Here is a 13,421-nt window from a genome sequence, read left to right on the forward strand (position 1 = left end):
GACGAGACGAGCGCTACCGCCAAACCGAGCCGCTCAAGGGGGTCAAAATTGGAAGCCGATACGGGGTCAAATTTGAACGCCGATTGACAAACCGTGTCGGGTCTGCAAGGGCATGGAACTGGAGATGCAATTGGTTACCCATTTGGGTAAGCTAAATACAGCGGCGTGGCCTTGTCAACGATATTTATCCAAAAAGATAAGTGTCCTTCGAAATTCCAACACACTGAATTCAATGCGCGCTGGAGGAAGGTTTAGGCTGAATCGACATTCAGCGCATCCATAGCATTGCTGCGGCGAGGTGTAGGAAGCTGAGGAAGTTTGCGGCGCGCCGGTCGAAGCGGGTTGCGATGCGTCGGAAGTGTTTGAGCTTGTTGAAGCATCGCTCGATGGTGTTGCGGACCTTGTAGGCCTCGAAATCGTAGGGGATCGGCTGCTTGCGGGTGGGGATGCAGGGAATGACGGCTTCGGCGCCCATGCTGGCGATCAAGCCGCGAAGGGTATTGGCATCATAGGCCTTGTCGGCAAGCACGCGGCGTGGCGAGAGGCCCTGGAGCAGGGCCGGGGCGAGCGGTGCATCGCCGCGCTGTCCGGGCGTGAGGATCAGCTTCAGTGGTCGGCCCAGCGCATCCACGGCCATGTGGATCTTGGTCGTCAGTCCTCCTCTGGAGCGCCCCAGAGCCTGGTCCCCCCTTTTTGCCCGCCGCCCCTTCCGGTGGCTGCCTGCTGATGAGCGCGCACGAGGCTTGAATCGAGGCTCACATAATCGTTGTCGGGATCGTCGATCAGGTGGGCGAAGACACGTTCCCATACGCCGGCCTTCGCCCATCGCGTGAAGCGCTTGTGGACAGTTTTCCACTTGCCATAGCGATCAGGCAGGTCATGCCAATGTGCGCCGGAGCGCAGTACCCAGAGCACGCCATTGACGAAATTGAGATTATCCGCCCCAGAACGGCCCGGATCACCGGGCTTGCCGGGCAACAAACCCCCGACCCGGCGCCATTGCTCAAGGGTCAATTCGTAGCGCTTCGGCTTCGACATCTGCAGGCTCCAGACCAACGGGTCTGGAGCCCCATGAATCACACATCACGACAGAACTGAATCCTGAATGTCGATTGGTCCTAGCTAGGGCGATGCCCCACGATCCATTACCGGTGCTGGCTACCCGATGAGGGTATAAAAAGAGCTTTGGCGTTGCCCTTCGGGCCGCGCTCTCGGCTGCGCCGGAACCACGCCCATGGCGCGTTTCCGCCATTCGGCTTCGATCGCTAACGCAAAACGCAAAGGCAGCGGCGGTCATTTCGCGAGCGCCCCACATAGGCGGGCCTCATTCACCATCGCACTGACACCAGTGTGATGAGGCAGCTCCACTCGGTCGATCACGGCAGGGAGCAGAGCAGCACCGGAAACCCGGATCGAAGTTGCGGGCCAAGGCATTCATGGCTGCTCTCGTGAGCAGTCGTTCCGGCAGCATCAAACCCAGCCTGTGCAGCGAGGGAGCGAAAGCTCGGCCGAGCATCGCTTACACCCATCGGGGGCGGTTGCCGGCCTTGACGATGAAGGTCAGGCGGCAGAACATCGACCAGCGAACCCCGCGCCGTTTCCGTTCTCGAGCGGCGAGGCGCAGGGACGGCCGCCATTGCCGTATTCCCCTGATTTCCTGAAACGGGCGCTCCATCCGCGATCTCGATTGGCATGGGTCTGACCGAGAACCGGCTTCGCCTCGCTCGTCTCCCGCAACGTCCGTCGCCAACTTTTGTCCGCCGCCTTCGGCTTTGCATCGCGATCCAAAAAAGCCGTCGCCGGCCGCCTTCCACTTCATTCCGGCCCTTCGGGTGCGGGGCCGATCGTCCCCGGTCTCACGACCCTTATCGAGGTCGCAATGGTGCGGCCCGACAGGAAAAGGAATACGGCAATGGCAACCATCGGCACCTTCACCAAGAACGAAAACGGCGCGGGCTTCACCGGCGCGGTCAAGACCCTGACCCTCAACGTCAAGGCCAAGTTCGTCCCCACCGAAGGCGAAAGCAAGCGCGGCCCCGACTTCCGCATCTTCGCCGGTGCGACCGAGTTCGGTGCGGCCTGGAAGAAAACCGCCCGCGAGAGCAGCTGGGAATACCTCTCCGTCAAGCTGGACGATCCGAGTTTCCCGGCCCCGATCTACGCCAGCCTGGTCGAAGCCGAGGACGGCAGCGGCCACAACCTCATCTGGTCCCGCCGCAACGGCGATTGAGGCCAGCCTTCCAGAAGCCCCGCCAAGATCGGGGCTTCTTTATGCTCATGCCCGCCGCCTTCAAGAAAATAGAGAGATCGGGATGAGGAGATTTCGACTTTCAGATTTCCGGCATCCCGATCGGATCTTCCCTCCGGCTCCCGCTTCGCTCACGCCGGACAGGTTGCTTGGGGGCGCTGCCCCCTGGCGCGGCGCAAGGGATCGCTGACGCTCGGCCGGGCCGGGTTCCCATCCGTCTCGGCCGCCCTTGCGCCTTGCCCCCCCGGTCTCGCCCCGACTTACGACGTGCTGGTTCTTTTGGTGGTAGCGGCGGCCCTCGTTCGGATCGGCGTGACCACAAACTGGAGCAGAGGAGCGGTCTCAACGACTGGAAGTGGGTGCATATTTTTAGAATGATTCTAAAATATTGACAGACTCGATCGCCAACGGTTACCATGATTAGAATCATTCTAAATCTGGTGATCCATGAAGCGTTTTGACGACCTCTCCGAATCCGAGGTGCTGGCCCTGGCCGTTGCAAATGAGGAGGAGGACGCACGAATCTATCTCAATTTCGCAGCGAAGCTGCGTGGCACCTATCCGGCCTCGGCGCGGGCGTTCGAGGAAATGGCTGCCGAGGAGCAGGGACACCGCCGCCGGCTGCTGAAGGTCTACACTGACAAGTTCGGGGACGAGTTACCCTATATCACCCGGCAGGACGTGAAGGGGTTCCTGAAGCGCAATCCAGTCTGGCTCCTCAAGGACCTGCGCCTCGATGCGATCCGCAAGCAGGCTCAACTCATGGAATATGAGGCCAGCCAGTTTTACGCGAAGGCGGCTGAACGCACGACGGATGTCGGCATGCGCACGTTGCTCACCGATCTGGCTGAAGAGGAGCATCAGCACGTCAACATTGCGGCTAATCTGGAGACGACCCGCACGGTCGATGCCAGCGAGGAGGAAGAGGCTACAGCCAAGCGCCTCTTCCTCTTGCAGGTGGTACAGCCCGGCCTCGCCGGCTTGATCGATGGCTCGGTCTCGACCCTGGCCCCGATCTTTGCGGCCGCCTTTGCCACGCACAATTCGTGGAACACGTTTGTCGTCGGCCTTGCCGCATCGATCGGCGCCGGCATCAGCATGGGGCTGACCGAAGCGTTGTCCGACGACGGCGAGATCACGGATCGCGGCCATCCCTGGCTGCGCGGTGGCATCTGCGGCCTGATGACCGCAATCGGAGGCCTCGGGCACACGCTGCCTTATCTGATCCCCAATTTCTGGACCGCGACCATCGCGGCGATGATCGTGGTGGCGGTGGAGTTGTTCGCCATTGCCTGGATTCGCTGGAAGTACATGGAGACGCCCTTCACCTCGGCCATTATTCAGGTCGTCCTCGGCGGTCTTCTCGTGCTGGTCACGGGCATCTTCATCGGCAGCGCTTGATGTTCAAGCGAAGGAACAACGCCACCTCGTCGCCGGTAGCGATGGCTTCCATACTTTCCGGGGGTAATCGCTTGCCCGATTGCCTGACGCAGCTCCTGCTCACGGCTGGCCCAAGCCGATGCCAGGTCCGTTACGCATGCTCGCTGCCGATCGCGCGGGAAGACCTCCAGGCGCTGCGGCGCGACGCGGCAAGGCCGAGGAGGCGCGATGACTGAAACGGCTGTTCGCGAGAGCCTGTCGGAGCGAACCGACGCGCAAATTCGCGAGGTGCTGGCAGGACGGCGGCGCGGTGCGCGATCAGCCCTGCTCTTTGCCGGGCCGGCGGTGATCGCCTCGATCGCCTACATGGACCCCGGCAACTTCGCCACCAACATCCAGGCGGGCGCCCGCTTCGGTTACTCACTGCTGTGGGTCGTACTGATGGCCAACCTAATTGCCATGCTCTTCCAGGCGCTTTCGGCCAAGCTTGGCATCGTCACCGGTCGGAACCTTGCCGAGATATGCCGCGATCAGGTTTCAACGCCTGTGCGCTATGCCATGTGGGTCGTCAGCGAGATTGCCGCGATGGCGACGGACCTCGCCGAGTTTCTCGGTGGCGCCATTGGTCTGTCGCTGCTCTTCGGCATACCTCTGATCGCAGGAATGGCCGTTACCGCGATCGTGACCTATGGCGTCCTGCTGTTCGAGGGGCGTGGCTATCGCCCGATGGAACTCATCATCGGCGCGCTGGTAGCAGCGATTGGCCTTTGCTACGTGATCGAACTGGTCATCGCGCCGATCGCCTGGGGCGAAGCGATGCTTGGTATCGTGATGCCGTCAATGCCTGACGGGGCTGCCCTGACCATCTCGGTCGGCATCATCGGCGCGACGGTCATGCCGCACGCGCTTTATCTGCACTCTGGTCTGACGCAGAACCGGGCGTCGGCCCGTGACAATGCAGAGCGCCGTGCCCTCGTGCGCTTCTCCAATCTGGAATGCTTCGTCGCGCTCGCGGTCGCCGGCGCGGTCAATATCGCCATGGTGATGATGGCGGCGGCCGCTTTCCATACCGGCCATCCCGATGTCGCGGAAATCAGCACGGCCTACCATACGCTGACGCCCTTGCTGGGGGCCGCCGCCGCTTCCGTGTTCCTGGTTTCGCTGATGGCGTCCGGCATTTCCTCATCAGCCGTCGGCACCATGGCGGGCCAACTGATCATGCAGGGTTTCACCGGATTCCGCCTTCCGATCTGGCTGCGCCGGCTGGCAACGATGCTGCCGGCATTTATCGTCGTTCTGCTCGGGGCCAACGCAACGGACGCGCTGATCTACAGCCAGGTCGTTCTCTCCTTCGCGCTGCCGCTTCCCATGATTGCGCTCGTCATTTTCACGCGCAGCCGCGCGATCATGGGCGAATTCGCCAATGGTCGTCTCACCCATCTCACCGCCGTTGCCGGAACGATCGCCGTCCTCGGTCTCAACGTCATTTTGCTTCTCCAGGTCTTCGGCGTCTCGATTCCGGGATTTGGATAAGGGGGAAACATGCGCACAATTCACAAGGAAGCTCATCTCATCGAGCGTATCGGCTGGCTTCGAGCCGCAGTGCTCGGAGCCAATGACGGGCTGATATGGACGTCGAGCCTGATCGTGGGCGTCGCCGCCGCTACAACAGCCCAGCACGAAATCCTCGTTGCCGGCATCGCCGGGCTCGTTGCCGGGCCGTGGGGGATTCGAACTTCCTCATTGTGGTACGCTATCGTCGGAAACACAGCGCCGGCAGGTAGCTATGCCGCCGCTCGAAAAAGCAATTTGAGATGGTTGCGTGCCCCCGCAACCATCTCAAATTGCGATGCCAAATCGCGTAGATCAGCCGCCCCAACCGGGCGGCTTTTTTGCGTCCGCAAGTTCTGATGGTTGCGCCCTCCCGCAACCACCTCAACTTGGGGATCGCGCAAGTTCTGGCCAATGCCAGTCCCCGCAACCAAGCTTCGGACCAACCGGTTCCGACAAAAAGGCCCGCCTCACGGCGGGCCTTTTTCGTGCATGTCTTGATCCTGCATGGCTCACGGTGTTGAGTCGTTGCAGGCGGCCTCCGCCGGTGCTTCATCCACGTTCGGGTCGGCGGCCGCGGTTGCCCAGGCCAGTTCGACCAGCGTCACGATCCGCCGTCCGGCGCCGTCGAGCTGGCAGACGATCAGGCCTTGCTCCTCGATGTAGGTCAGAAGATGCCGCGCGCGGCGCAACGAATGGGTGCCGTAGGCGCGCGCGATTGCGGCGTCGCTCGGGCAGGGCCAGCCTTCCTTCGCCGCGCGGGCGATCATCATGAAGACGCCCTGCATGTCCTCAGGCAGCAGGGAGGCGCGCAGCGAGACGTCCTGCCACGCGTCGTCCTCGGCCATCTCTGTACCGAGCCCGGCGCGGGCCCGCGTCAGCATGCGGCGGAAATCGGTCAGCTCCGGCACGACAGCACCGAGACCCTCGATGCGGCAGCGGACCACGAACTCCTGATACAGCACACCGATGGCGCGGAAGCCGGCGTCCGGCTCGGCGAGGATGGCGCGCAGGATCCGGTCCAGCCGTTCGCGCCGCTCGGCCAATTGCTCGGCACTGAGCGGCTGTTCCGCAGCCTCTTGAGCCGGTTCCGGTGCCGGCGACTTCGCCGCCATCAATTGGCTGAGCAAATCCGGGGACGGTGCCCGGCGCTGCGGCCGGGCGCTGGTCTCAGGCGGCGGCGCCGCGAGGATGATCGCGCGCGCGTCTTCCAGCGTCGCTTCGGGCAGCGGCATCAGTCGTGGTGCCGCGTTGCGCGGCTGGGTATCGGTCGGACCGATGCGCAGGCCGAGCGGACGGCGCGACAGCGCGGGTCCGAGCGCCATGAATTGTCCGCGCTCCAGGTCGCGGAACGCTTCGGCCTGGCGCCGCTCCATGCCGAGCAGGTCGGCGGCGCGCGCCATGTCGATGTCCAGGAAGGTGCGGCCCATCAGGAAGTTCGACGCCTCGGCCGCGACATTCTTGGCGAGCTTCGCCAGCCGCTGGGTCGCGATGATCCCGGCAAGGCCGCGCTTGCGGCCGCGGCACATCAGATTGGTCATCGCGCCGAGCGACAGCTTGCGCGCCTCGTCGGACACTTCGCCCGCGATCGCCGGCGCGAACAATTGCGCTTCGTCCACCACCACCAGCATCGGATACCAATGGTCGCGGGCGACGTCGAACAACCCGCCGAGGAAGGCCGCGGCACGCCGCATCTGGTTCTCGGCGTCGAGCCCTTCGAGATTGAGCACCGTGGAGACGCGATGAATCCGCACCCGCTCGCCGGCGACCTGCAGGCTGCGCTCCGTATGATCCTCGGCGTCGATCACGAGGTGACCGAAGCGCTCGGCGAGAGTGACGAAGTCGCCTTCGGGATCGATGATGGTCTGCTGCACCCAGGGCGCGCTCTGTTCCAGCAGGCGTCGCAGCAGATGGGACTTGCCGGAACCCGAATTGCCCTGCACCAGCAGGCGCGTGGCCAAGAGCTCCTCGAGGTCGATGGCCGCCGAAGCGCCGGCCGTCGTTTGTCCCATCTCGATCGCGACCGTCATGCTTCGACTCAAATCATCCTTGCGAAGACGCGACTTAACAAGCTCACCGCGCCCAGTCGAGCACCCAGCTGCCACGCTATCCCCAAGCCTGCGCAAGCAGTGGATAGGTTGCTGAGGCGGAGAGCGCTGCCGCCTTGCGGTGTTCTCCGACCGCGGGGGGGGGGCTGCGGTTGTCTATTGACGATCCCGAATCGTGATGGTCCTGATATCCGCGGCCGATCGATAATCAACAACAAGATCAGCCGTGTGGGTCCAGCGGACCTCGACAGGGGAGGTCGTGATGCGCAAGGAGCAGGTCCTGGAGCTTTGCACGGAGATGGCAACGCTTTGCGACTTCGCGTCGGCGCTCGATCGTGTCAAGGCCGTTGGCCAAGCCATCGGCCTTCCGCTTGTCCTGTTTCGGGATGATCTCGCGTCCGAATCGAGTGAACTCCATATCGCCGGACGGTCGCGGTGGCCGTTGTCGGAAAAGTTCATCGAGTTTCGCCGGGTATGGGACAAGCGGCAGTACCGGATGAAATCCCCGGTCTATCTGGCCTGCCGAACGCAATACTTGCCTTTCACGTGGCGACACGACGGTCAGGGCCCCGCGACGATCGACGTCTCCAGCAAGAATATCGAGTTTGTGAAGACCTACGGCATCCTGGGCGGTCTCTGCGTTCCGATCCACGCGCCGCGCGGCCGGGTCGGATGTCTCCATTTCCTCGACCGCAAGGGAATCGATCTCGAGCACTGCCTCGAAACCCATCGTTCGGCGTTGGTGGTCGCCGGCATCTACCTGATGAACTCGTGCCTCGATGCTGCCGCCAATGCCGACGTGACACAAGCCATCAATCATCTCACCAAGCGCGAGATCGATTGCGTCACCCTGGCAGGACGCGGGCTGACCGACAAGCAGATCGCCAAGGAGTTGCGCTTTGGCCCCGGCACGGCGCGATTTCATATCGACAACGTGATGAAGAAGTTGCAGGCCCAGACCCGCGTGCAGGCAGTGGCCAAGGCCGCGCAGCTCGGCCTGATCGGTCCGATCGCATGAGCGTCGCAGCGGTCCAGGCTAAGGCTGCGGAAGGCCCGACTCGCTGTTGAGGATCGGGCCGAATGGCACCCAGCGGGTTCCGTCGAACTTCACCAACTGCATTCCCTCGATCGGGCGGTAGTCGCTGCTGCTGGTATTGACCATGATGCCCGGCAACAGCATTGCCGCCCGGAAATCCCTGAGATTGGCGGCCTGCTTCATGACGTTCTCCCGTCGCAGGTCGTCGCCGCACTGTCTCAGCACCTGAACCATCAGTTGAGCCGCGACATAGCCCGCCGTGACGATCGCATCGGCCTTGTTGGCACCGGGATCGTATTTCCCGAGGAAGGTCAGGTAGTCCCTGGTCTCGGGATCGTTCGTCCATTGCGGGTCGGTCGGATCCTTCAGGGAAGCCGCCGAGACGATGTCCTTCGCATTCTCGAGGCCCGCCGGCTCGAGCACCGCGCTGATCGACGTCGAGATGCCGTTGAGCAATATCCGTGGTTTCCAGTTCAGCTCCGCCAGCTTCCGGATGGTCTGTGATGCGAACCGCGCGCTGGTGACGCTGAACAGCGTGTCCGCGCCACTGGCCTTCAGCGTGGCGATCTGCGAGTCGATCGTCGGCTGGCTCGTCTCATAGGGGACCTCGGCCACGATCATATCCTTGGCGGCATTGCCGAGGCCGTCCTTGAAGCCCTTCAAATAGTCTCTGCCATAGTCGTTGTTCTCGTAGAGGATGCCGACCTTCGCCTCGGGCCGCTGTTTGAGCAGATAGGCCGCGTAGATGTGTCCCTCGCCGCGGTAGCTCGGCAACATGCCCATGGTCCACGGGAAGTTCTGCGGATCGGCCCATTTCGCGGCGCCGGATCCGACGAAGATCTGCGGGACTTTCCTGGCGTTGAGATATTTCTGCATCGCCGTGTTACTCGGGGTTCCGAGCGGGCCGAGCACCGCCAGCACGTCGTCGCTCTCGACCAGCTTGCGCACCTGCTCGACCGTCTTGGGTGGACTGCTGGCATCGTCATAGGAGATGAACTTGATGCGGCGTCCATGAATGCCGCCTTCGTCGTTGATCTTGTGAAAGTAGGCTTCCTGCGCCTTGGCAAGGGCGCTGTAGGCGGAGAAGGGGCCGCTGTAGGGCGCCAGGTTCCCGATCCTGATCTCGGTGTCGGTCGCGCCACCGTCATACTTCTTGTCGGTGGCGGCAGCAGCCAGGGTGCTCGCGACGACGCACGCAACGCTCAGGATGATTCTGCCCATCGGCATGGGATGCTCCCACAGCTTGATCGGTCTCCGTCGGCACAAATCGACGGAGTGAGGACGATTGAACGCCACGTGATTGAAGCGCCGGGTGATGCGGGATGCCACCTTGCGAAAACGAGAGGTAAGCCGCCTGCCCGAGGCTGCGCGGCGACCCTCGCGAATCCGGGAGGTATTTTTCCCGGCTCATTTCCGCAATCCTCGCCGCGACATGAAGCCGGCCCGTCCGGGATCGAAATAGCGAGCGCGAGGCATTGATCGTGAGTCTGAAGGGTGCGGCGGCCATTACCGGTTATGCGGAGTTCCCGCCGACCAAGACCCCGGATGGTCTTGTCTCGCTCGAGATCATCGCGCGGCTGGCGCGAGAGACGGCGCAGGATGCCGGGTTCGAGAAGCGCGACATCGACGGGCTGCTGACGACGACCCCGATCGATTCCTTCAGCATGTTCTGGCCGACGGTGGTTGGCGAGAACCTCGGCATGTCACTGAAATATTTCGACACCGTCGAGCTTGGCGGCGCATCCGCGGCCGGCATGATCTGGCGCGCGGCCGCGGCGATCCATGCCGGACTGTGCCGCAACGTACTGTGCGTCATCGGTGGCGTGACCGCCGGGGGAGGCTCGCTCCAGCTCGGTCATTTGAGCCCGGCGCATCGCGCCGAGTTCGATGCGCCGTTCGGCATATCGCAGCCGAACGCGGGCTATGCCCTGATCGCGCGGCGGCACATGCACGAATACGGCACGCGGCCGGAGCAGATGGCCAAGGTCGCGGTCGACCAGCGAACCAACGCGCTGCGCAATCCGATCGCCTTGTTCAACAAGGAGCCGCTGACGGTGGACAAGGTGCTGGCGTCTCCGCTGGTGTTCGATCCCCTGCATTTGCTCGAGATCGTCTCGCGCTGCTCGGGCGGCGCCGCGGTTCTCGTCAGCAGCCGCGACGTCGCGCGCGCGTCGAAGAACCGTCCGGTCCATCTGATTGGTGCCGGCGAGGCGGGCACCCATCTGGCGATTTCGGCACGGAAGAACATCACGGAGTCCTGGGTCAAGGCGTCAGCGGAAACCGCATTTGCCATGGCCGGCGTCGCGCCGAAGCAGATGGATTTCGTTCAGGTCTACGACTGCTACACCATCACGGTTCTGGTCAGCCTGGAGGACATGGGGTTCTGCCCCAAGGGGCAGAGCGGTCCGTTCGTCGCCGAGCGCGACCTGACCTTCGCCGGCGATCTTCCGCTCAACACCAATGGCGGCCAGCTTTCGTTCGGTCAGCCGGGAACGGCCGGTGGAATGATCCACGTCGTCGAAGCCGTGCGCCAGCTGATGGGACGCGGCGCGGCGCGCCAGGTGAAGAATGCGAGCCTGGGTGTTGCCCATGGCAATGGCGGCGTGATGGGCGACCAGGTCACCCTCGTGCTTGCAAACCAGTGAGACAGACAGTCATGGGCGCCTCCTCCAAACCCCTGCCGCAGCCGTCGCGGCTGTCCCTGCCGTTCTGGGAAGGCGCGCGCCGCTCGGAAATCCGTGCGCAGCGCTGCCGTGCCTGCGGCCATATCGAGCACCCGCCACGACCGCTGTGCACCGCGTGCTGGAATGACGATCTGGAGTGGGTGAGCTGCGGCCTTGAAGGAGAGGTCTACTCCTACACGGTCTGCCACTGGGCAACGATGCCAGAATTCAAGGGCGACACGCCGTACATCATTGCGATCGTCGAGCTCGGCGACGGCGTGCGCTTGACCAGCAACGTCATCGACTGTGCGCCCGACGAGATTTCGGTGGGGTTGAAAGTGAAGGCGGTCTTCGAACCGGTCTCGGACGCAGTCACCCTGATCAAGTTTCGACCAGCGTCGCAGCGGTAAGGTTGCCCGGGAGAGAACGACATGAGCGATTTGATTGTTGAGAGAAGAGGCCCGGCGCTTTGGCTGACGCTGAACCGGCCCGAGGTGTTCAATTGCATGAGCCCCGAGGCATGCTGCAAGTTGCAGGACGCCTGGCAGATGCTCGAGACCGACGACGAGCTGCGCGTTGCTGTCGTCACCGGGACCGGCGACCGTGCGTTCTGCTCCGGCGCCGACCTCAAACGCCTGATCCCGCTCTACACCGGCGCGCGCGAGCCCGAAGACGAATGGGATCGCCGGGTCGTCGAGATGCGCAAGGCCGGCCGTGGCGGCTTCATGAAGGACCGGATCGTCGCGAAGCCGATCATCGCCGCCGTCAACGGCGTCGCCTACGCGGGAGGCTGCGAGCTGGTGCTGGCATGCGACATCCGGATCGCGACGACGTCGGCGCGCTTCGCATTGCCGGAGGCGCAGCGCGGAATCGTGCCGGGTGCAGGATCGATGGTGCGTCTGCCACGGCAAATTCCCTACTGCCTTGCGATGGAGTTGATGATGACGGGACGCATCTTCACCGCGGCCGAGGCGCTGGCGGCGGGAATGATCAACCGGGTGGTCGAGCCGCATGCGCTGTTGTCCGAGACCGAGAAGATGGTCGAGGCGCTCGTGAGCAGCGCACCGCTGTCGGTCCAGGCGATCAAGCGGGTCGCCCTGCAAAGCAGCGGACTGTCGTTGTCGGAGGGGTTTGCCATCGAGACGGCGGCAGGACGCGAAGTCACGCGGTCGGAGGATGCCCGCGAGGGACCGCGTGCCTTCGCCGAAAAGCGGCCGGCGCGGTTTCGCGGCCGATAGCAACGGGCTGTGCATATCGGGTTGCCGTTGAGGACCAGTGGTCGCCTGCGTGGAATCGGAAAGAGGGAATGAAATGAGCGGCGCGCTAGCAGGTGTTCGGATCCTTGATCTGACGACCATGATCTCCGGTCCCGTTGCCACGCAGATGCTTGCCGATCAGGGCGCCGACGTCATCAAGGTGGAGTCGCCCGAGGGCGACACTTTGCGTCATTTCGGCGTCGGACCCGGTTCCGTCTCGTCATCCTTTCTCAGCGCAAATCGCAACAAGCGATCGGTGATGCTGGACCTCAAGCACGAGCCGGGCCGGCAGGCGCTTCGCGAACTGGTCAGAACCGCGGATGTCCTGGTCGAGAACTTCCGCCCGGGCACCGCCGCCAGGATGGGCTTCGGCGAGGCGGAGGTGCGCGCGATCAAGCCTGACATCGTCTACGTCTCGATCAACGGGTTCGGCGAGAACGGTCCCTACATCCACAAGCGCGTCTACGATCCCATCATCCAGGCGGCGTCAGGTGTCGCTGCCCTGCAAGCCGACCGGGAGACCGGGAAACCAAAATTCGTCCAGATCATCCTCGCCGATCAGGTCGCGGCCATGACCGCGGCCCAGGCGATCACGGCGGCATTGTTCGCCCGCGCCCGTTCTGGCGAGGGGCAGACGGTCAGGCTTGCGATGCTCGATGCCATGGTGTCGTTCCTGTGGGTGTCGGCACTGGGCTCGCTGACGCGTTCGTCGCAGGACGATCCCAAACGTCCGCCGGGACGCGTGGACCGGATTTTCGAGACCACGGATGGCTACATCACCGCGGCCGTCGTTTCGCAGATCGAGTGGCGTGGGCTGTGTGCGGCGCTGGAGAAGCCGGAATGGCTTCACGACGAGAGGTTTTCCACCAGTTCGTCGCGTCTGACGAACGACAAGCTGCTTATCGCGGAAATCCAGGAGGTCTTGCGACACCGCGATAGCGAGCACTGGCTGAACGTGCTGGATTGGAACGATGTGCCCTGCGCGCCGGTCCTTGGAATCGAGGACTTGTTGCGCGACCCGCAGATCGCGGTCAACGACATCGTGCAGCATTGCGATCATCCCGATTGGGGGCCGATCCGGCAAGCGAGGCCCGCCGCCCGCTTCAGCGCGACGCCCTCGGAGATTCGCTCGCATGCGCCGTCGCTCGGCCAGCACACGCGCGAAATTCTCGACGAGCTCGGCCTTCTGGCGTCGGAAGGTTGATCGGTCGACTCGAGATCGAACAACGCCACGGGGCA

Annotated in this window: 10 protein-coding genes and 2 pseudogenes; 9 read left to right on the forward strand and 3 right to left on the reverse strand. The window is 63.4% G+C overall.

The annotated features are described in order from the left end of the window. Positions 1-268: 268 nt before the first annotated feature. Positions 269-1,038: pseudogene (locus tag B2W55_RS15085) on the reverse strand (IS5 family transposase). 874 nt (positions 1,039-1,912) lie between these two features. Between B2W55_RS15085 and B2W55_RS15090 the strand changes: the two are divergent. The 4 genes and pseudogenes from B2W55_RS15090 to B2W55_RS15105 all read left to right on the forward strand — a co-directional run. Then, positions 1,913-2,230, forward strand: coding sequence for a DUF736 domain-containing protein (locus B2W55_RS15090; protein WP_024342657.1), 318 nt, complete (start codon positions 1,913-1,915; stop codon positions 2,228-2,230). Between the two features lie 465 nt (positions 2,231-2,695). Further along, positions 2,696-3,649 carry an iron exporter MbfA gene (mbfA, locus tag B2W55_RS15095; RefSeq protein WP_024342656.1) on the forward strand — a complete coding sequence of 318 codons (954 nt, stop codon included), beginning with the start codon at positions 2,696-2,698 and terminating at the stop codon, positions 3,647-3,649. Positions 3,650-3,856: 207 nt separating this feature from the next. Then, positions 3,857-5,161: an Nramp family divalent metal transporter gene (locus tag B2W55_RS15100; RefSeq protein ID WP_024342655.1), complete on the forward strand. Its 1,305-nt coding sequence runs from the start codon at positions 3,857-3,859 to the stop codon at positions 5,159-5,161. Between the two features lie 9 nt (positions 5,162-5,170). After that, a pseudogene (locus tag B2W55_RS15105) lies at positions 5,171-5,347 on the forward strand (VIT1/CCC1 transporter family protein); the annotation flags it as partial. Between the two features lie 344 nt (positions 5,348-5,691). Here the strand turns inward: B2W55_RS15105 and B2W55_RS15110 are convergent. Beyond that, positions 5,692-7,209: an ATP-binding protein gene (locus tag B2W55_RS15110; protein WP_024584884.1), complete on the reverse strand. Its 1,518-nt coding sequence runs from the start codon at positions 7,207-7,209 to the stop codon at positions 5,692-5,694. Between the two features lie 460 nt (positions 7,210-7,669). On the opposite strand from B2W55_RS15110, the gene B2W55_RS15115 reads away from it, so the two are divergent. Further along, positions 7,670-8,245, forward strand: a complete 576-nt coding sequence (locus B2W55_RS15115) for a helix-turn-helix transcriptional regulator (RefSeq protein WP_291532236.1) — start codon at positions 7,670-7,672, stop codon at positions 8,243-8,245. Positions 8,246-8,263: 18 nt separating this feature from the next. On the opposite strand, the gene B2W55_RS15120 is transcribed toward B2W55_RS15115, so the two are convergent. Continuing rightward, positions 8,264-9,490, reverse strand: coding sequence for an ABC transporter substrate-binding protein (locus tag B2W55_RS15120; protein ID WP_024584886.1), 1,227 nt, complete (start codon positions 9,488-9,490; stop codon positions 8,264-8,266). Positions 9,491-9,744: 254 nt separating this feature from the next. Between B2W55_RS15120 and B2W55_RS15125 the strand changes: the two genes are divergently transcribed. The 4 genes from B2W55_RS15125 to B2W55_RS15140 all read left to right on the forward strand — a co-directional run bounded on the left by B2W55_RS15125 (position 9,745) and on the right by B2W55_RS15140 (position 13,386). Beyond that, positions 9,745-10,908: a thiolase family protein gene (locus B2W55_RS15125; protein ID WP_024584887.1), complete on the forward strand. Its 1,164-nt coding sequence runs from the start codon at positions 9,745-9,747 to the stop codon at positions 10,906-10,908. An 11-nt stretch (positions 10,909-10,919) separates the two neighbouring features. Continuing rightward, positions 10,920-11,336 carry a Zn-ribbon domain-containing OB-fold protein gene (locus tag B2W55_RS15130; RefSeq protein WP_024584888.1) on the forward strand — a complete coding sequence of 139 codons (417 nt, stop codon included), beginning with the start codon at positions 10,920-10,922 and terminating at the stop codon, positions 11,334-11,336. 21 nt (positions 11,337-11,357) lie between these two features. Continuing rightward, positions 11,358-12,164: an enoyl-CoA hydratase/isomerase family protein gene (locus B2W55_RS15135; RefSeq protein ID WP_024584889.1), complete on the forward strand. Its 807-nt coding sequence runs from the start codon at positions 11,358-11,360 to the stop codon at positions 12,162-12,164. A gap of 73 nt (positions 12,165-12,237) precedes the next feature. After that, entirely contained in the window at positions 12,238-13,386 is a 1,149-nt protein-coding gene (locus B2W55_RS15140) for a CaiB/BaiF CoA transferase family protein (protein WP_024584890.1), read from the forward strand. Positions 13,387-13,421: the final 35 nt, after the last annotated feature.

Origin of the sequence: Bradyrhizobium sp. UBA2491 (assembly GCF_002341725.1) — a bacterium.
In the GTDB taxonomy this organism is placed as follows: domain Bacteria; phylum Pseudomonadota; class Alphaproteobacteria; order Rhizobiales; family Xanthobacteraceae; genus Bradyrhizobium.